Genomic DNA, 18,827 nt, shown 5'->3' with positions numbered 1-18,827 from the left:
TTAAAACAATTCGACAAAATACACTATATAACCTTTTCAAATACATATACCATAACTTACAACCTATTTACGGTTTAATAATAACTTAAAAAATAAGAAGGAGCTGTTCCCAACTTTTGCGGGACAACTTCTTCTTATTTTTTATAATTCTTTATGAAAAGAATAACTCACCTTATCATACCCTTCTCTTTCATAAAAACGATGAGCATCAATTCTTGAAAATGCTGACGTGAGGACGATAGACTCACATTCGTTTTCCTTTCCCCAGTTCTCTATATACGAAAGTAATACTTTCCCATGTCCTTTTGAACGATGTGCTTCTGCTGTTACAAGGTCATATACGAAAACGTGTTTCTTATTATAAAAGTTCGTACAAATCGCTACACCTGCAAGGCTAACAACTTCACCATTCTCATTACGCAGCGAAAATAGTTTATAATTTTCTTCTTTCATATTTCGAAATAAAGAGCTTGTTTCCTCTTTTGAAAGTTTCGTTCTTAATTGCTGTAAAACAGGTAATACTTCATGTAATTGCTCTTCTGTTACTACTTCTTTAACATTCATTTTTAACTCTCCCTTAACTATTTAAATAATTTTCTAAATCTTATATCATTATTATAGAAAGTAACTGCCCTTTACTTAAGTGGCAGTTTAAGTGTTTTTTATAAGGCCAGTTTTAAAGGAGAGTTTTATATGGATTTTACTATCCCATTGCAATTACAAAGTAACACACCTATTTACTTGCAAATTTACGAATATATAAAAGCTGAAATTATACAAGGGACTATTTCTGTCGGCACACGTCTACCCTCACACAGAAATTTAGCATCACAACTTAATATTAGCCGCATTACTGTTGAATCAACTTATCAACAATTATTAGCTGAAGGTTATGTAGAAAGTAAACCGAAACGTGGTATTTTTGTAGCAAATTTCGATATTGACGTTATCCCAAATAAAAAGCGAAATGCAGCAAAGAAGACGAGCAATTTGATAGACGAAAAATTTGAATATGATTGTAGCCAAGGACTTATTGATCAAAATGCATTTCCGATTACAAATTGGAAACGAGCATTACAAGAATCCATACTTACATACGAAAATGCACTATTTGCCAAAGAAGACCCTCAAGGTGAATTCGCTCTTCGAGAGCATATATCAACATATTTATATCATTCTCGCGGTGTCCATTCTTCACCTGATCAAATTGCGATTGGCGCCGGAACGCAGCCACTTCTCTGGCTACTACTTCAACTGCTTGGCCCTACAAAAGAATACGGCATTGAAAACCCTGGATTTCACCGTATACACGCAATCATTAAAAGCTGTGATAGACAAATTCATCCCATACCTTTGGATGAAAAAGGTATTGATATTTCTAGTTTATACAATACAAATTCCAATGTCGCATACGTTACACCATCACACCAATTTCCACTCGGGATTATTATGCCTTTATCTAGAAGATTAGAATTGTTAAAGTGGGCTAATGATTGCAGCGGATACATTATTGAAGATGACTATGACGGAGAGTTTCGCTACGCTGGTAAGCCGATTCCTTCTTTACAAAGTCTTGATTCAAATGAACGCGTTATTTATATGGGAACTTTCTCAAAATCTTTTTTATCTTCTTTACGAATGGGATATGTTGTTTTACCACCACACCTTTCAAAAACATATCAAGAACTGCATGGAATTTTCAAACAAACAGTCGCTACAATACAACAACTTGCTTTTGCTAACTTTATACAAAGCGGGAATTGGGAACGTCACCTTAATCGGAGTCGTACACTATATAAAAGAAAACATCATGCGTTAGTAAAATCCATTATGAAAGAAATGGGGGCTAATGTTCAAATTCTTGGCGAACAGTCCGGACTTCATATTGTTTTATGTGTCCATAACAGTATGAATGAAAATGAACTGATTGAATCCGCTAAAAAACAAAGCGTTAAATTATACCCACTTTCTCCATATGATTTCGTGAATGATTTACGTAAGGAATCATACGTATTACTCGGCTTTGGTAGTATTCCAGAAAATAAAATTGAAACGTTGGCTACATTATTAAAAGACGCTTGGTTTCCTAGTTGCAAGGAAACTTTTTAACAGTGGATTTAACTTGTAACATGTTAACAATTCAACAAAATAAAAAAGAAGGCTGTTCCAAAATAACTTTTTGGACAGCCTTCTTCTAGTTATTCACCTGACCTAGCTTTCCTTCCCGGACGTTTCACACCAGTCGTTTCTGTTGAATAGGAAGCTTCGATTATAGCGACTGGATCTACAGAGAGAACGAGATCTTTCATTTTCGGATAAATGAATCGGTTTGTAATGCAATAAATGATTCTCTTATGCTCCCCTAAAAAACCACCTTCTCCATGTAGATACGTAACAGATAGTTGCAATTCTTTCATAAGTAAATCGCCTATTTCTTTATTCTTCCCAGAAATAATCATAACGCTCTTACCTTGATTAATACCATCTAATATAAAATCAATCATCTTCGTAACAATATAGAAAATTGCTAATGAGAACATCGCTTGTTCGATTGAAAATAAAATGGCAACAAAGATGAAAATAACTGCATTTACTGCAAGTAAAAATGTACTAATCGGTACATTAAAGTGTTTATACATCCAAACTGCTAACATTTCCGAACCGTCAATTGCTCCACCCATTTTAACAACAATCCCAACACCAATTCCGAACAGCACTCCACCATAGAGTACAATTAATAACTCAGAAGTCGTAATTGCAGGAAATGGTTTTAAATAAATTAATCCGAGTGTTGTAACTACATTCGCATAAGATGTACGGATAAAAAATTTCTTTCCCATTACTTTTGCAGTAAATAATAAAATTGGGATATTAATTCCTAAAAAAACGCCATAAAGCGGCAATCCTGCAACTTTATTTGCCATAATAGCAATAGCCGTTACCCCGCCATCTACTAATCCATTAGGTGCTAAAATAAGCTCTAATGAACCTGCTACTATAATTGAGCCAATTGTTAATAATACGTATTCAAATATTTTCTTCATTCATTACCCCCAAAACTTATATATTTTCTTAGTATTATTTTAACGTAATTTTACTACTAATTCAAAGGTATCGATTTATATACACAAAAGTTTCACCTTTATCGCTATTTTTATGTAACGCATGTAACGCGTAATACTAGAAACACACTTACAAATTAAAAGTAAGTGTGTTTTTAACATCTATTTAATCTTTACGTACGGATTCATTTTTAATTCAAGTATTTCCTCAACTGCCCTTTGATATCCACCAGCATTTCTAAGCGACTCTCCCACTTTACGACTATTTTCCTTAAACGTTACATCATCCATTACTTTCTTTACAGTCTCACGTAACAATTCAGAAGTTAACTCGTTACGATTAAGTCTTACGCCTGCCCCTACTTCAGTCAATCGTTTTGCAACGAATGGCTGATCTCCTGTTACCGGAATTACAACTAATGGTACACCGTAATATAACGCTTCACTCGAACTATTCATACCACCATGTGTCACGAATACATCAGCATGCTGTAAAACTTCTAATTGCGGGACATAATTATACAACTTAAAGTTTTTCGGGATATTTTCAAATTGACTTATATTTATCTTCTTACCAACGACTAATACGACTGTCGCATCTACATCTTTAAACGCTTCAAAACACTTTTCATACAGAGCAGGTTGTTCATTAAAAACTGTTCCCATAGAAATGAAAATTACTTTTTCATTTTTTAAATCTTCAGTAGGAAAACTCCCCACTTCTTTTCGAGTAGCAATTGATGGGCCTACAAATTTATACGATTCATCAAATACATCTGAACGCGGCTGATATTCTTTTGAAGTATATACAATCGTAATATCACCAGGATGGTTCATAATATCATACATACTATTACATTTCATTCCATACTGCTTATTCCATCTTTCCATTCCCGCTAAACAAGATTGATATAATGGATTCATTTCATCTACTTGTCTCGATTCTTGCCCATCATGAAAATTAATGTACTGATTAACAGCAAACGTTGTACAAGATGAAACGCTTGGTAATTGTAAAATATTCGCTATAATACGCCCTACTGGAAAATGATTATCATATATTAAATAATCGTATTTTTCCTCTTTGGTTTCTTCTACAATTTGAGTAACAATACGCTCTGATGCTTCAATCATATGAGATAGCATTGTCAAAGGGCTCCCACCTTCATTTACTCGTTCCATAATATTAATTTGAGAGAGAAAATTCTCAAACACTCGGAATTCCGCACCTGTTGCTTCAACCTTCTTTCTATAATCTTCAATACAATAAGAAACAACTGTTTCCCCTCGCTGAATTAACTCACTTACAATAGCTAAAGTCGGATTAATATGACCTTCCCCAGGGAAATTTATTACGAGTACATTTGCCATAATATTCTCTCCTATCCAGTTAATATAATAAAATTAACAATTAATCATATTAATTAATTTAAGTCTATTATAAATGAATGCATTCTACTTCTTCATGCTTTTCTCTTCATTTTATTATTGAGAAATATTTTCAATACTCTACATTATTATGATTCACAATCTTATAAATGAATGCTTAATTTTACTTTTACTCTTCATAGATTTAAAGATACGAGTCTTACATTCAAGTATTACCACCATTATTTTCAGACAATTCATACAAAAATAGAGAAATATAATATTTTTAATGAGTTTTCACTATAAATGTAAGTATGCTTTGAATCTTTTTATCTTTATCCTCATAACACATCATCTGTTATATAATGAATTTATAGAATTTACAGAAAAAGGAGTCTTTTCATGTTACAACAACTATTCAATTCACCTATTCTATCCGTTCAAGCCTTGCACCCAGGTTATGAAGATCATGCAAGTGATGTTTTTCTCGTTCAAACAGAAGATACAGAAGTTATCGTTCGTGCTTCTAAAATGAATGAAGAACCAAATAATGATTTTTGGTGGGGATGTAAAAATCTATTTGGAATTGATCCAAGGAACGTCCATCATTTAGAAACGGTACATACATTGCTGCAAGAACATACGAATCTTCCTATCCCAACAATATTAGAAAAACATGTTTTAAATGGCCGTGAATTTGTGGTGGTTGAAAAGTTAGTAGGTAACACAGTTCAATCTTTTATCGAGCAACCAGATTCTATTTTATTCAGCCTAGGAAAAGGACTTGCAGAAATACATAAATTTAAAGCCGATTTCATAGGAAATCCGTCAGGCACGCTCCAAGTTCCACTAGATGAATTCCAATCACATATTTTAAACATGAGTAAAGAGCTTGTGAATATTTTTTATTCCGATGATGAAAGCATACAAAATGCATTCCCTACCTTTGAATCACAACTTTCTTCCCTGTCCGTACCAAAGGAATCTACACTCGTCTTAATTGATATGGATCCTACTCAATTTTTATCTGACGGTACAACTATTACGGGTTTAGTAGATACTGAAGCTTACGCTGTTTCTCCGCGAGAGCTTGATTTTATCGGACTAGAATATGTACTTACCGAAAAAGAAGCACATGCCTTTAAAAGTGGTTACGAAACAATTATGTCTATTCCTCACTTAGAAGAATATAGACAGCCTTATCGTTATTTATACCGACTGTTATCTGTGCAAGGTAATGTGGAATTAAAGAAATGGTTAAGTCACCCATCCTATTTTTAAATACGAATGAGAGGGAGTATAACAATGGATATTCAGAAAAAGCGTTCTGTAACAGAAAGTGAAATACAGCAAATGAAGGATTTGGCTTATATTTGCGGGCAACAAGACAACCTTGATTACTCTTCAGATTTACATATCAACTTTTTAAAAAATCGAAATGAAGATTATATAAACGATTTTCTTCTTTATAACGGCACTCAATTAATTGGCGCTTTAAATATGTACGATTTCGAAAGACCAACAAAGCTTGAACTAATAGGCTTTGTACATCCTCATTTTAGAAAACAACGTTTCGGAACTATCCTTTTACAAACTGCAATGAAAGAAATACAAAATAGAGAGACAGATGAAGCTCTTCTTATTATTAATGGGGATTCTATTTCTGGGAATGAATTTGTAAAACATATAAAGTTACCATATTTATATAGTGAATATAGTATGGAGTTCAAAACAAACGAAATTCAAAAAACAACAGATAATAATATACAACTTACTCTTGCAACTTCAGAATCACTTCTTGATCTTATTGAAATTTCTAGTAAAGCTTTTGGTGATTCAGTAGAAAATACGGCTACATGGTTACAAAAAATGATGACTTCACCTTCTCATAAAGTTTACAGTGCTCTTGTCGATGAAAAAATGATAGGAACGATTACAGTTACTGAGCAAGATCATTCTACTATATTATCAGGATTCGCTGTCCACCCTTCCTATCAAGGTAAAGGCTACGGTAAAGCTATTTTAAACTATATGACACATAAGCTCTTCACAAATGGTGCTACAACAATTGAATTACAAGTTGAAACAAAGAATAACAATGCTTTGAAGCTTTATACACAATGCGGTTTTGAAATTATGATGAAGCATGATTATTATAATTTAATGAATAGCAAGGAGAATATTTATGTCTAAAAAACTTATTTATTCTGATTATGATATTTTCGCATCTATTTATAATAAACATTGGGGACATTTTGCCGAACACTCCTATCCAGCTTTTGAAAAACTCGTTTTACAATATGCACAACCACGTTCTCATATTTTAGATCTTTGCTGTGGGACTGGTCATTTTACTAGGAAACTACTTGATCATAATTTTGTAGTAACTGGTATAGATGGTTCTACTCAAATGATTGAATACGCACGTAAAAATGCGCCAAATGCAACCTTTATCGTCGATGACGCTCGCTATTTCAATATAAATGAGCAATTCCACTACGTCATCTCTGCCGGTGATAGTTTAAACCATATTATGAATTTAGATGAACTAAAAAATGTGTTTCAGAAAGTTTACTCCGTATTACATAACGAGGGTATATTCGCATTTGATATGAATATGGAAAAAGGATTTCTTGAAAACTGGATTGCTTCATTTCATATTTCAGAGAAAGAATATGTTTGTACGATTGATTCTACATATGATAATGAAAATAAAAAAGCAGAAATGAACTTTATACTATTTCAACATGACATAGATAATAATTGGACAAGAAGTGACTTTTCTTTTGAAGAAGCTTGTTATTCCAATGAAGAAATAATTTCTTCATTGGAATCCATAGGTTTTAAGAACATTCAATTCCACGGTACAAATAGAGCATTTTTCACTTGCCAAAAATAAAAAAACTGAATCAAAACGATTCAGTTTTTTCTTAATATATTTACAACTGCAGTTGTTTCGTCATTTTCTTTATAGACACGCGGAATTCTTCTATCTAGCATACATGTAACTTCATAGTTTATTGTACCTAACATATCCGCTATTTCTTCTACTGCGATTTTCTCGTCGCCTTGTTTACCGTAGAATACTACTTCGTCTCCTACTTGTACTGGCATCGCTTTTGAAACATCCAACATTAACTGATCCATACAAACACGGCCGATAACAGGTACTCGAACCCCGTTAATTAACGCATAGCCTTTATTAGATAATTGACGATTATAACCATCAGCATAACCAATTGGTACAGTCGCAATCCATTCTTCACCAGTTGTTACATACGTATTCCCATAACTTACACCACGATTCTTCTTCGCATGTTTAATATGAGCTACTTTTGATTTTAACGACAACGCAGGCTGTAAAGAAACGACTGAATGATCCACTTCTTTTGATGGATACATACCGTACACTCCTATCCCAACTCGTACCATATTTTGGAATGCGTTACTTAATTCCATTGATCCCGCACTATTTGAACTATGAATATATGGTATTTGAATTCCTAATTCTTTCGCTGTATTAACAGCTTTTTCAAATAAACTTGTTTGCATATTCGTATATGATTTATCGATTTCATCTGCCGTAGAGTAATGCGTAAATATTCCTACTACCTCTACATACTCCATACGGTTTAATTCTTCTAAAAATGGTTTAACCTCTTCTTCTTGTAAACCGATACGACTCATTCCTGTATCAATTTTCACTTGAATTTGTACTTTCTTTTGAAGACGGTTTGCAATTTCATTTATACCATGTAAATCTTCTACTCTATAAACAGTCATCATAACGTCATATTGAATTACATCTTCTACAGCCGCTACTGGTGTGTATCCTAAAATTAAAATCGGCACAGTAATTCCTGCTTCTCTTAATTCTATCGCTTCATCTACAAACGCAACTGCAAGTTGATTTATTCCTGCTTCAATTGCAGCTTTAGCAACTTCAACTGCCCCATGGCCATACCCATTCGCTTTTACAGCAGCCATCATCTTAATTTCTTCATCATTTACATGTTTTTTAAATTCTTTTACATTATGTTTTACAGCATTTAAGTCAATTTCTACAATTGTATCTCTTCCATATTTCAAACTCATTGGTCTAACTCCTAACTCAATAATTGCATTCCATTCTATTTCACGTTTCATATGACCTTTTACAATATAATACTTTTCATTATGCTAGTCAAACTACTAGAATTTTCGGAATTTTGAGTATGATATAATATCCTCAAGAAACTATTATATACGGAGACGAGGAGAATTACAATGTTTGTTCAATCTGCATTGCATCAACTAAAAGTTGCTATTGATACTTCTATTTATATACTTAACGAATATAATGAAAACGATTTAAAAATACAACCGATTCACTCAAAACGATCATTATTTGAAATGTGTGCACATCTTTCTCTTATTTGTCATGCTGATTTACTCATTTTAAATGGTATTTCAGAAAAAGAATTACATACCTTTTATATAGAACATACGCCCGTAACAATTGCTCACATGCAACAAACGATGATTGAAGGATACAACCTTCTCTCTAAAATATTTCTTTCCTACTCCCAAATAGAATTAGCAGAAGTTATGACTGCCTATTGGGGTATTTCTTATTCGCGCTTTGAATGGTTACTTGAAATTGTTGCACACTTTTATCATCATCGTGGACAAATTCATATTTTATTATGTGAGCATATGAAAGATCCTCGCATTCCTTTATTTGAGTGATTTTCCACTCATTCATTAATGATAAATAGAGAAGCTACAAAACCAATAAAAAGTATCATTCCTAATAAAATAAATGTTTGAGCATAACCTCCTATTTTCATAAGATAAATAGAAATGATAGGTCCTATACTAGTACCTAAAAATAAAATAAAAGTATAAATAGATACCGCTATTCCCCTTGCTTTCCCTCCTAATTGACCTACAAGAGAAACTAAAGACGGAACGGATATAGCAATACCTATTACAAAACAGACACTCATCATTACAAGTAGAGATAGATACGAAACAAAGCCCATTGAACTTAGACTAAAAATAGCGATCAACAATCCTCCCTGAAGAACTTTTCTTACTTCAAACCTCTTTGTTAAACGACCTGCCAGCGGTGACAGCAACATACCCAATAGCCCCGCTAAGCGAAAATAAAGGATTTGTTCTGCAGTTAAATTGTAAGTAGGAGAGCTCAAATAATTCCCTAAAACAGTATACATATTAACAAAAGCCATTATTAAAACAGGATTCTTCACACTGACTAACTATTAGTTTTAAATAATGCGCAACTTCTTTAAGGCATAAAAAATTCCGCCTTCACTCGCCTTCGTTGTAACGAAATCAGCCCTTCTCTTCAACTCCTCTCCACCATTTCCCATCGCAACTCCTAATCCTACATACTGCAACATCTCAATATCATTTCCACCATCACCAAAAGCAATGGCTTCTGATTTACTAATATTTAAATGTTCCAATACTTTTTGAATTGCAGTTAGCTTCGATACTTTACTATCTTCCAATACATTTATAACGTAACCATGAAAACGGTCAAACGTAAGTGCTGGATATCTTTCAATGAATTTTTGAGCTTCTGCTTCATCGGCATACAGACATATGCAATACATCTCATCTGAAAAGTTTCTAACTTTGTCAGGATACCGCTCTAAATTTAAAGTTTCATTTAACGCTCGTATGACACGTTCATCTTTGGAGGCAATATCATTCATTGCAAATTCTTCTGTAAAGTAAGAAACACTGTGACCATGTAATTCAGCAAAATTTGAAATATCATGAACGATTTCGCTTGAAAGTACTGATTTATGTATAACTTCTTCCCCACATTTTATATGTGCACCATTTGCAGAAATATACGTATTTATGCCTAACCCCTTAAATTGTGAGCATAAACTATATGGTCTCCCTGTTGTAACAACTACGTGAATCCCCTTATCTATTAATCTTTGTACCGCTTCTTTTGTACTTTCGTGCATACTTCTATCAATCTCGCTTAAAAGCGTACCGTCAACATCAAAAAATGCAACTTTGTACATAAGTCTTTACATCCCGTCCAAATGATTCGTATCATTAATGAAATGCACCGTTTTTTGTTCACCCTCAATTTCAATTAAACTTATTCCCGTATCTCCCATTTTGAAATAGTAGTCCATTGAAATTGGCATATTGAAAAATGCACGTAATAGACTATTAATTACGCCTCCATGGGCAACAATCGCAATTCGATCATATGTATTCTCTGTCACAATTTTAGAAAAAATCCCTTCTATTCTCATTCGAAACTCAATAAATGACTCTCCGTTTTCAAAACGGTCATGAAGAAACTTTGGTTCTGGATATTTCTTTGCTTCTTCAAATGATAAGCCAGCTTGTATTCCATTATTAAACTCCATTAATTCCTCTTCTAATTGAATTGGACAACCAATTACTTCTGCTAATGTTTCACCCGTTTCACGAGCGCGTTTTAATGTGCTTGCCCAAATGAAATCTGGTGCAAAATCTTTTTTCACTTTCTGTACAAGTTTTTGTACTTGTTGTCTCCCTTTTTCAGTTAACTCAAAATCAGCTCGTCCTTCATGCACATGTAAAATATCAGCTTCTGATTCTCCGTGGCGTATTAGTAGTATTTGCATGTTTCTCTCTCCCTTTATTTAACATCCATAAAATTCCATTATATCACATTTTAAGATTTCAAAATAAAAAAGGAACGGTCTCCCGTCCCTCATCCATTCACTTTTTCCGCATCATTCCAATAATATTTACTAAACGCTTCTGTTAACACATCAATTGTGTTATATAATTCATCTAACGTATTATCAACACCACCAACTTCAATTAACATCGCATTTTTCGATAAATCTTGGTTATAAACGCCATTTCCATCTTTTTTATACTTTGGAAAAATCCCTCTACTTAATCCGTAGTAGTTTTCATCTAAATAACTATTGATTGCTCTTGCAATTTTTTCATTTTCAGCACGGCCTTCATTTTCCATCCCAATTATAAAATATAATCTTGCATACGATTTTCCGTTAATTACTTTTGTTGTTACTTTCTTACGCTGATCATCACGATGTATATCAATCGGAAACGCAATTTTATTATTTTGTGCTAATGCTCCTTTTACATATTCATGAGATGCTTTATATGACTGATACCATACCCACTTTTTACTCGCTAATAAATCACCCATATTCGTTTTATCGTGAATTACTGGAATCCCTTGCCCTTCAAGTTGCTCCTTCATACGTTTCCCTAATAAGGACACATTTACATCTGGACTTGACGGATCGGTAGCCCCTGGTAATAGCGGAAAGAAGGATTCCCAGCTATGTGTATGATAAATATATACTGCACTCTCACCTTTTTTCGCTCCGTTCTTTTTCTGAACCGGATTATTCTTTTCCGCTTCTGTAACTTTATCTTTTGCTACTTCCCGCTCTTTCGTTACTTCTTCAATCGGTACACTAGATTCATTTGGGATATTCGTCAAGTTTGTCCCTTCCCCAGCTACGATAATATTAGAATAATACTTTGACATACCAGGTACTTCTTTACCAACAAATGTTCTTAAATCTTTAATTTTCAAATCTGTCGCAATAGAGAACATTAAATTCCCAACTGACTCTCGTTTATTCTGCTTAAAATAATCAAATCCGTAATAGCGATTCTCACTTTCTATCATTTGAACAAAACCTTGCATCGATACTTTTCCAAACCATTGATTCGCATAATTCGATTTCATTGTATGTAAAAGTGACGTCAAAATCGACGCTATCATAATTACTATTAGCGCATATAAAAGGAGTAACGAAATCAGTTTCTTCCCATGTATTCGAGTTGCATACTTTTTCACTGCATCACCTTCTTTATACATGGATATGTACAAGCTTTTCGGAATATACGCACAAAAAAAGAGAAATGGTATCCCATTTCTCTTCCTCACTTTTATTGTTCTTTTCCTGTATCATTTGAAGGTAGTTTCTTCGCTTGTTTTTCTTTAAATATTTCTCCAATTGCCCCAAGAGTACCAAGTGTTTCAATTGCATTAGACGGAATAAAGACTTTATTTGCTGGTCCTTTTGCAACTTCTTCTAATGATTCGAATGATTTATAAGCAAGTATACGTTCATCTATATTCGCTTCACGAAGCAATTCAATACGGTTTTGTTCTGCTTTTGCGATTTCTTCAATTGCTCTTGCTTCCCCTTGCGCTTCTAATTCTTTCGCTTCTTTTAAACCTTCAGCTTCGCGAATACGCGCTTCTTTATCCCCTTCAGCCATCAAGATTTTACTTTGCTTTTCCCCTTCAGCGCGAAGAACTTTATCTTGTTTTGCTGCTTCAGCTTCTAAAATAATCGCACGTTTATTACGCTCAGCCTTCATTTGTTTTTCCATTGATGCTTGCACATCTTTTGGCGGGTTAATATCAACAACTTCGACACGTTCAATACGTACGCCCCATTTTTCTGTTGCTTCATCAAGCGCTAAGCGGATTTCTGTTGAAATTTTTTCACGACCAGATAACGTTTCATCTAGTTCCATTTTACCGATGATTTGACGCATCGTTGCTGAAGTAATATTACGAACACCATATTCATAGTTTGAAATACCATATGTCGCAAGTTCTGGTTCAACAATTTGATAGAAAATAATTGTATCAATTTCTACTTGAACATTATCTTTCGTAATTACCTTTTGCGGTGGTACATTCGTTTGTTGAATACGTAAGTCATGATATACACGGACACGATCTACAATTGGTATTAAAATATTTAGCCCAGGGTGCATGATACGTTGAAACTTACCAAATCTTTCAACAACCCCAACTTTTTGCTGAGGAATAATTTTAATTGTTAATGCGATAAATGTAACTACAATTAGTGCGAATATAATCGTTAACGTTAATGCTACCATATTTATTCACTCTCCTTTTTCACTTGTAATATAGTACTATGCCTCTTTATAACAACGACTTTTTCTCCAGCATCAATTGAAGAATCTGCAATAGCTGTCCAAGTATCTCCATCCACCTTTACAATCCCATTCGCTTCATTTGTAATCGCTTGCATAACAATCCCTTTTTTACCAACAAGCATATCTACTGTATCAGTAAAACCTTTTGCTTCTCGAAAGTTTTTTGAAATTCTTTTCGTAAAGAATGTCAAAGTTAAACTTACAATTGCACCAACAGTAACTTGTAACAGTAGTGCATCAGGAGCAAACAAAGCAATAAGACCTCCGACAACAGCTCCAATTCCAAGCCAAAGCATGTAAAATGTAATCGACAACATTTCTGCGATAAATAAAATACCAGCTATTATAAACCAAATTACCCAAGCAGCCATATGCAACCCTCACTTTCTTTCTCATTTTCTATATGTATATGAAGAAAAGAATGGTTTATCCGCCCTTTCTTACACTTGGGCGTTTGCTACAAGCTATTGTACATATTCACTGTTACAATGATTATTAATATAATACTATATCAATATATTCTTCATTATACATGAAAATTCCTTTCAAAAAGTGACAAAAAATGAAATTCTTTAAAAATTTTAATTTTTAAACTACAATTATTCTAATTACTAAATACTATTTTTTAGAGGTGGTATTCTTATTGAAAAACCATTCACTAACTTACTACTTAGGTTCCAAAATATGCATTACTCTTGCTGACATCGTATATGTAATGATTATTACAACTCATATTTATATAGCAACTAAATCAGCTACTATTACTGCTCTTTTTCCACTATTACAAGTTATCACAAATCTAATTGCTAACATCTCTGCACCTCTTATAGTAAATCGTTTTCCACCTTATACGTTGTTATATACGCTACAATGGCTAAAAACAGTCTTTTTACTATTATTAATGATTTTATTTCCGGTCTTATCCACAAACATTATAGCTCTATTAACTTTTATTTTTTTCATTTCATTATGTAGTGGATGGAGTGCTCCATTACTATACAGCATTCTTCCTCGCCTTACACCAAAAGAAAAATTAGTAAAAGTAAATAGTATCTTTTCCTTTTCAACACAAATTGCGCAAGCCGCCGCTTATTCATTTACGAGTGTTAGCGTTCTTCTCATTGGCGCTACATCTACACTCATGATTAATAACATGTTGATGATTTTTGGATGCATTGCATTACACTTTTCATTACATAACATACATACTGAACGAATAGCAGACCCTCCCTCTTCAAAAAGTACTGCTTTATCGGAAGGTTGGAAACTCTTATTTCAAAATCCTTCTCTCCGTACCGTTACATATATGGACTTAATTGAAACTTTCGCAGGGACAATATGGATTGGTGCTATTACAATGGCATATGTTACGTCTATTCTTCATAAAAGCGAAGAATGGTGGGGATATATTAATACAAGTTATTATGTTGGTACGTTAATCGGTGGTCTATTAGCATGGAAAATGAGTTCCTATATTCAAAACAATTTAATACGATCCATGTCGATTGGCTCTCTTATGTTTAGCATTCTTACATTTTTATATGGTATGACGAGCAGCGGATTTATTGCGCTTTTTCTATGTGTTCTAATGGGACCATGTTATCAAATTAGAGATATTTCTCAAACGACAGTTTTACAATCAAGTGTCGCCCCTTCTTTATTATCAAAAATGTATACAGCACATGGCGCCCTTCTTTCAACAGCTTCTGGTCTTTCTATGCTTAGCGTTGGCATTATTACTGATATGTTCGGTGTCCGTACAATTTATATAATCGCTTCTATTCTTATTTTATGTTCCGCTTGTTTATCTTTCAGTTTATTAAAATATTATAAACCAGAGTAGAATAATCTATCACTGTAGTCAACACAGCAAAAAGGACAGGAATTCCCTGTCCTTTTTGTTTATTCTGTTCATGACAAGTTCGGGATTTTTCTATGTTTTGTCGCCTGTTCAAAAGCGTAAGCTAGCTTAATTAATATCCCTTCACTAAAGGCAGTACTTGCAATCGTAATTCCAAAAGGTCTCCCGCTTTCCATATACCCTGCTGGTATTGCTATAGACGGATAACCCGCTTTCGCACATATAGTAGAACCTATATAGGAAGGAAACAGTATCGCATCAAGATTATATTTTTCCAATGCAAAATCAATGCCTTGTTCTTGAGAAAAATATATATCTTCTAATCTCGCATTTAAATATTCTGGATTTCGTAACGTATTAGGAAAATCTTTTCTTCCCTCTAACTTAATTTGTCCATATTTTAATGCTCTTTCTGCTATGTTTTTATTAAACTCCATTAACTCCGAAATAGAATGTACCGGAATAGTAGAAGGTAATTTAGAAAGATAGTTATCTAAACTATGCTTCAGCTCATAAAGCGGAACTCCCCAGCTCCATTCTCTATGAAAAGAAGGAATATCAATATTTTCTACTACTGTCGCTCCTTCATTACGTAATACTTGGATCGTTTCCTTAAACAAGATTTCATCATACTCACCATTTTCGTAATAATCTTTTGGTGCATCGTTAAACACACCAATCTTCGCTCCATTTAAACCATTTGCATCAAGATAAAATGTATAATCCCGATATGCCCTATCTTCACTTTTTCGAGTAACTACATCTTTCTCATCCACTCCAGTTAAACTCCCTAGCAAAATAGCAGCATCGGTTACTGTTCTAGCAAATGGTCCAGCTGTATCTTGCGAATAAGTGAATGGAATAATTCCTCTACGACTAATTAGACCGACAGTCGGTTTAATGCCAACTACAGAGTTTTGAACAGCGGGGCTCAAAATAGAAGCATCGGTTTCTGTCCCAATAGATACTACTGTAAAGTTAGCGGCAACTGCTATCGCAGAGCCTGTACTTGAGCCCCCAACAAACATACCATCCTTACCCGTTCCGTATGGATTAATTGTTTGACCACCTCTTGCACTATATCCAGCCCACATTTCAAAAGACATTGCATTTGCTAATTCTGTCATATTCGTTTTTCCTATTATCACTGCCCCTGCTTCTCGCAGTTTAGTAACGAGAAATGCATCTTCACTGCTTATATTTTGTTCTAGAGCTATTGTACCTGCACTTGTATGCATGGAGTCATTCGTTTCAATATTATCCTTAAGCAAAACAGGTATTCCATGCAATGGTCCCCTTACACCTTTTGTCTTTCTTTCATGATCTAACGCTTCTGCAATAAAAATAGCATCTGGATTGATTTCTAAAATTGAATTGATTTTCGGCCCGTCTTGATCATACTTTGCGATTCTATAGAGATAATACATCACTAGCTCTTTTGAAGTTAGCTTTCCAGATTCCATTTCATTTTGAATATCTTGAATTGTTAATTCCTTTTTTAAAATTGGATTAAACTGAATTTCCATTTATATTCTCCCTTATATGAACTTTTTTAGCATATAACCCTTACTTTTTCATTTTTTCACCTCAACACATCCTAAATTAATATCCCTTTAAAGAAATTCAATTTCCTTATTTAAACACCTTTAATTTCCCGAAAAATAAAAATAGTCTGAAACGGATTAACCTTCGCTTCAGACTCTTACATTACTGTGCGTATACTTCATCGAACAAATGTAAAAACTCACCTTGTTTCCCAGCTAATTCAGGGCACTTTGCAATATCAACCCATTCGTAGCAAAATACTAATCCTTTATCTTCCTCACCAGCACTTACAATATGTTCCCAAGTATCCTTTACATCTGTTAGTAAAGTTACATGGAAAAAGTGGCGTTTTTCATACTCCTGTTTTTCTTTCATATGTATAATGTAATCTGCTAAAAAACGCTCTATGCATAAATGACGCAATCCGGATTCTTCCTGTACTTCACGCAATATAGCCGCTTCTAACGTTTCACCTTCATCAACCGTTCCCCCTGGCACTTGAATACCAGCTTCATGTATATCACGATGTTTAAAAACAAGTAATTGCATAACCCCCTCTTTTTCTCTTGTAATATATGCATGTACTTTTTTCTTATATAACATCGTCATTGTACGTCTCTCCCCTCAATTGTTCACTCTGTTACTTCTTCAAGCGTCAGTTGATTATCATACAAATATGTAGCTTGTGGATTTCCCACATACCTTACGTGCCATGGTTCATACCGATAGCCCGTAATCGTTTCTTTCGCTTTTGTGTATCGAACCACAAAACCAAATTTATGAGCATTTTCAGAAAGCCACTGACCTTCTTTCGTTTCCCCAAAAACTGTCTCTAACTGAAATTTAGCAGATTGAGACGTAATATCCATAGCTAGTCCAGTTTGATGCTCACTTGTGCCAGGAACCGCGCTAGACATTGCTGTTTTTGCTTCCCCGTCTTGTTTTTTATACATCGTATTTAATGCTTTTTGTCGATCAAAAGATCTAAATCCAGAAACTGCAAAAAGAAAAATACGCTCGTTGTCAGCCTGCTGAAACATATCCTCAAGCGCCCTCGCTGCCTCTTTTCTCATCTTTTTCTTTTCTTGATCACCTTCACTAGAGTAGCGCACTTTCGGAATAACTAAATCTGGCGGTCTATACCCATCGGGTAAACGCCTACTTTTATTTACAAGTACAAGCATTGAATTCGGATTATTAATTACCGCAATATCCCCATCCATATTAGCAATCGTTTCTTTCGCTTTCGGAAATATGCTATTTACACTTACTTCCCGCGCCTGCTTATCCTTATACATTTTATAATTGATTCCTGCTACTCCAATAATAATTATTGCAGCTACAATACCAAGTAGTGCCCATCTTTTTTTCATATAACGACCTCTTATTTTAATAATTTGGCCATTTCATACTCATCGATGCCCTTTCCATCGATAATAAGAGCAGCTTTTTTGACACCTTCTTTCTCAAATCCAGCTTTTTTATATAGTGCCTGAGCTCTTGTATTGTGGGCCATTACTGTTAATTCTAAACGCCATACATCATGTAATTTTGCCCACTTCTCAACCTCTTTAAACAATTTCGTCCCAATACCTCGCCCGTTATACTCTTGCAAAATACCAATTACAATGGTCGCCACATGCCTCTTTCTTTGAATGTTATTTCCATTCACTAATATAAAACCTACTATCCTCTCATCTTCAACTGCTACAAATATTGTTGCATATTCATTTTCTATAAATCGATGGATCATTTTTTCTTGTTGCTCAGCTGTAGTTTTTCTTTCTCCTGGTTCATATAACATAAACTTCGTTTCTTCATCTAATTGCTTACTTAATTGCAAAAATGATGATGCATCTTCTATTTCGATCTCCCTAATCACTTCAATCACCCTACCAGTTTCATAATAAAAAGTTTTCCTTATAAAAAGATTTTCTCTACTTTCCCGAAAATCCCTTTGTAAATCTCCTACTATAAATTGACAAATTTCGATATTACTATAA

At 34.0% G+C, this 18,827-nt stretch carries 19 protein-coding genes and 1 pseudogene; 6 read left to right on the top strand and 14 right to left on the bottom strand.

The annotated features are described in order from the left end of the window. Positions 1–141: 141 nt before the first annotated feature. Positions 142–564, bottom strand: coding sequence for a GNAT family N-acetyltransferase (locus JFU02_RS29835; RefSeq protein ID WP_058840366.1), 423 nt, complete (start codon positions 562–564; stop codon positions 142–144). A gap of 129 nt (positions 565–693) precedes the next feature. Between JFU02_RS29835 and pdxR the strand changes: the two genes are divergently transcribed. Beyond that, a complete protein-coding gene (gene pdxR / locus JFU02_RS29830) occupies positions 694–2,109 on the top strand; it encodes a MocR-like pyridoxine biosynthesis transcription factor PdxR (protein WP_201072033.1) in 1,416 nt (471 codons plus the stop codon). Positions 2,110–2,198: 89 nt separating this feature from the next. Here pdxR and JFU02_RS29825 read toward each other — a convergent pair whose 3' ends face one another. Further along, positions 2,199–3,044: a YitT family protein gene (locus JFU02_RS29825; RefSeq protein ID WP_201072032.1), complete on the bottom strand. Its 846-nt coding sequence runs from the start codon at positions 3,042–3,044 to the stop codon at positions 2,199–2,201. A gap of 180 nt (positions 3,045–3,224) precedes the next feature. Next, a complete protein-coding gene (locus JFU02_RS29820) occupies positions 3,225–4,433 on the bottom strand; it encodes a macrolide family glycosyltransferase (RefSeq protein WP_000024470.1) in 1,209 nt (402 codons plus the stop codon). A 399-nt stretch (positions 4,434–4,832) separates the two neighbouring features. On the opposite strand from JFU02_RS29820, the gene JFU02_RS29815 reads away from it, so the two are divergent. The 3 genes from JFU02_RS29815 to JFU02_RS29805 are packed head-to-tail and all read left to right on the top strand — an operon-like array spanning position 4,833 to position 7,329. Then, positions 4,833–5,711 carry a protein kinase family protein gene (locus tag JFU02_RS29815; RefSeq protein ID WP_201072031.1) on the top strand — a complete coding sequence of 293 codons (879 nt, stop codon included), beginning with the start codon at positions 4,833–4,835 and terminating at the stop codon, positions 5,709–5,711. Between the two features lie 24 nt (positions 5,712–5,735). Continuing rightward, a complete protein-coding gene (locus JFU02_RS29810; protein ID WP_000354417.1) occupies positions 5,736–6,623 on the top strand; it encodes a GNAT family N-acetyltransferase in 888 nt (295 codons plus the stop codon). Further along, positions 6,616–7,329 (top strand): class I SAM-dependent methyltransferase, encoded by a 714-nt coding sequence (locus JFU02_RS29805; protein ID WP_201072029.1) that lies wholly within the window; start codon positions 6,616–6,618, stop codon positions 7,327–7,329. The genes JFU02_RS29810 and JFU02_RS29805 overlap by 8 nt, the downstream gene beginning before the upstream one ends. A gap of 20 nt (positions 7,330–7,349) precedes the next feature. Here the strand turns inward: JFU02_RS29805 and alr are convergent, their stop codons facing one another. Next, on the bottom strand, positions 7,350–8,525 hold the full coding sequence (alr, locus tag JFU02_RS29800) for an alanine racemase (RefSeq protein WP_042973268.1): 1,176 nt from the start codon (positions 8,523–8,525) through the stop codon (positions 7,350–7,352). 171 nt (positions 8,526–8,696) lie between these two features. Here alr and JFU02_RS29795 point away from each other — a divergent pair, with 171 nt between their 5' ends. Next, on the top strand, positions 8,697–9,158 hold the full coding sequence (locus JFU02_RS29795; protein ID WP_000497999.1) for a DinB family protein: 462 nt from the start codon (positions 8,697–8,699) through the stop codon (positions 9,156–9,158). 8 nt (positions 9,159–9,166) lie between these two features. Here JFU02_RS29795 and JFU02_RS29790 read toward each other — a convergent pair. The 6 genes and pseudogenes from JFU02_RS29790 to JFU02_RS29765 all read right to left on the bottom strand — a co-directional run. Continuing rightward, positions 9,167–9,670: pseudogene (locus JFU02_RS29790) on the bottom strand (MFS transporter); the annotation flags it as partial. Positions 9,671–9,700: 30 nt separating this feature from the next. Further along, positions 9,701–10,477: a Cof-type HAD-IIB family hydrolase gene (locus tag JFU02_RS29785; RefSeq protein WP_086405919.1), complete on the bottom strand. Its 777-nt coding sequence runs from the start codon at positions 10,475–10,477 to the stop codon at positions 9,701–9,703. Between the two features lie 6 nt (positions 10,478–10,483). After that, the gene (locus JFU02_RS29780) at positions 10,484–11,074 is read right to left on the bottom strand and encodes a histidine phosphatase family protein (protein ID WP_001166447.1); all 591 of its coding nucleotides are present in this window, start codon (positions 11,072–11,074) and stop codon (positions 10,484–10,486) included. Between the two features lie 89 nt (positions 11,075–11,163). After that, positions 11,164–12,369: a stage II sporulation protein P gene (spoIIP, locus tag JFU02_RS29775; protein ID WP_327957051.1), complete on the bottom strand. Its 1,206-nt coding sequence runs from the start codon at positions 12,367–12,369 to the stop codon at positions 11,164–11,166. A gap of 20 nt (positions 12,370–12,389) precedes the next feature. After that, positions 12,390–13,358 (bottom strand): SPFH domain-containing protein, encoded by a 969-nt coding sequence (locus JFU02_RS29770; RefSeq protein ID WP_000226256.1) that lies wholly within the window; start codon positions 13,356–13,358, stop codon positions 12,390–12,392. A 2-nt stretch (positions 13,359–13,360) separates the two neighbouring features. Next, entirely contained in the window at positions 13,361–13,789 is a 429-nt protein-coding gene (locus JFU02_RS29765) for an NfeD family protein (protein ID WP_000741974.1), read from the bottom strand. A 272-nt stretch (positions 13,790–14,061) separates the two neighbouring features. On the opposite strand from JFU02_RS29765, the gene JFU02_RS29760 reads away from it, so the two are divergent. Next, complete coding sequence (locus tag JFU02_RS29760) at positions 14,062–15,261, top strand: MFS transporter (protein ID WP_140337670.1); 1,200 nt, start codon at positions 14,062–14,064, stop codon at positions 15,259–15,261. A gap of 68 nt (positions 15,262–15,329) precedes the next feature. Here JFU02_RS29760 and JFU02_RS29755 read toward each other — a convergent pair whose 3' ends face one another. The 4 genes from JFU02_RS29755 to JFU02_RS29740 form a co-directional block, all read right to left on the bottom strand. Further along, positions 15,330–16,805, bottom strand: coding sequence for an amidase family protein (locus JFU02_RS29755; RefSeq protein ID WP_098285925.1), 1,476 nt, complete (start codon positions 16,803–16,805; stop codon positions 15,330–15,332). 181 nt (positions 16,806–16,986) lie between these two features. Beyond that, positions 16,987–17,433, bottom strand: a complete 447-nt coding sequence (locus tag JFU02_RS29750; protein ID WP_061667484.1) for an NUDIX hydrolase — start codon at positions 17,431–17,433, stop codon at positions 16,987–16,989. A 23-nt stretch (positions 17,434–17,456) separates the two neighbouring features. Further along, positions 17,457–18,197, bottom strand: a complete 741-nt coding sequence (locus JFU02_RS29745) for a M15 family metallopeptidase (RefSeq protein WP_000747647.1) — start codon at positions 18,195–18,197, stop codon at positions 17,457–17,459. An 11-nt stretch (positions 18,198–18,208) separates the two neighbouring features. Next, positions 18,209–18,706, bottom strand: coding sequence for a GNAT family N-acetyltransferase (locus JFU02_RS29740; protein WP_140337672.1), 498 nt, complete (start codon positions 18,704–18,706; stop codon positions 18,209–18,211). Positions 18,707–18,827: the final 121 nt, after the last annotated feature.

Origin of the sequence: Bacillus sp. TH13 (assembly GCF_016651175.1) — a bacterium.
In the GTDB taxonomy this organism is placed as follows: Bacteria; Bacillota; Bacilli; order Bacillales; family Bacillaceae_G; genus Bacillus_A; species Bacillus_A thuringiensis_S.
This window is presented reverse-complemented; position numbering and strand designations above follow the sequence as displayed.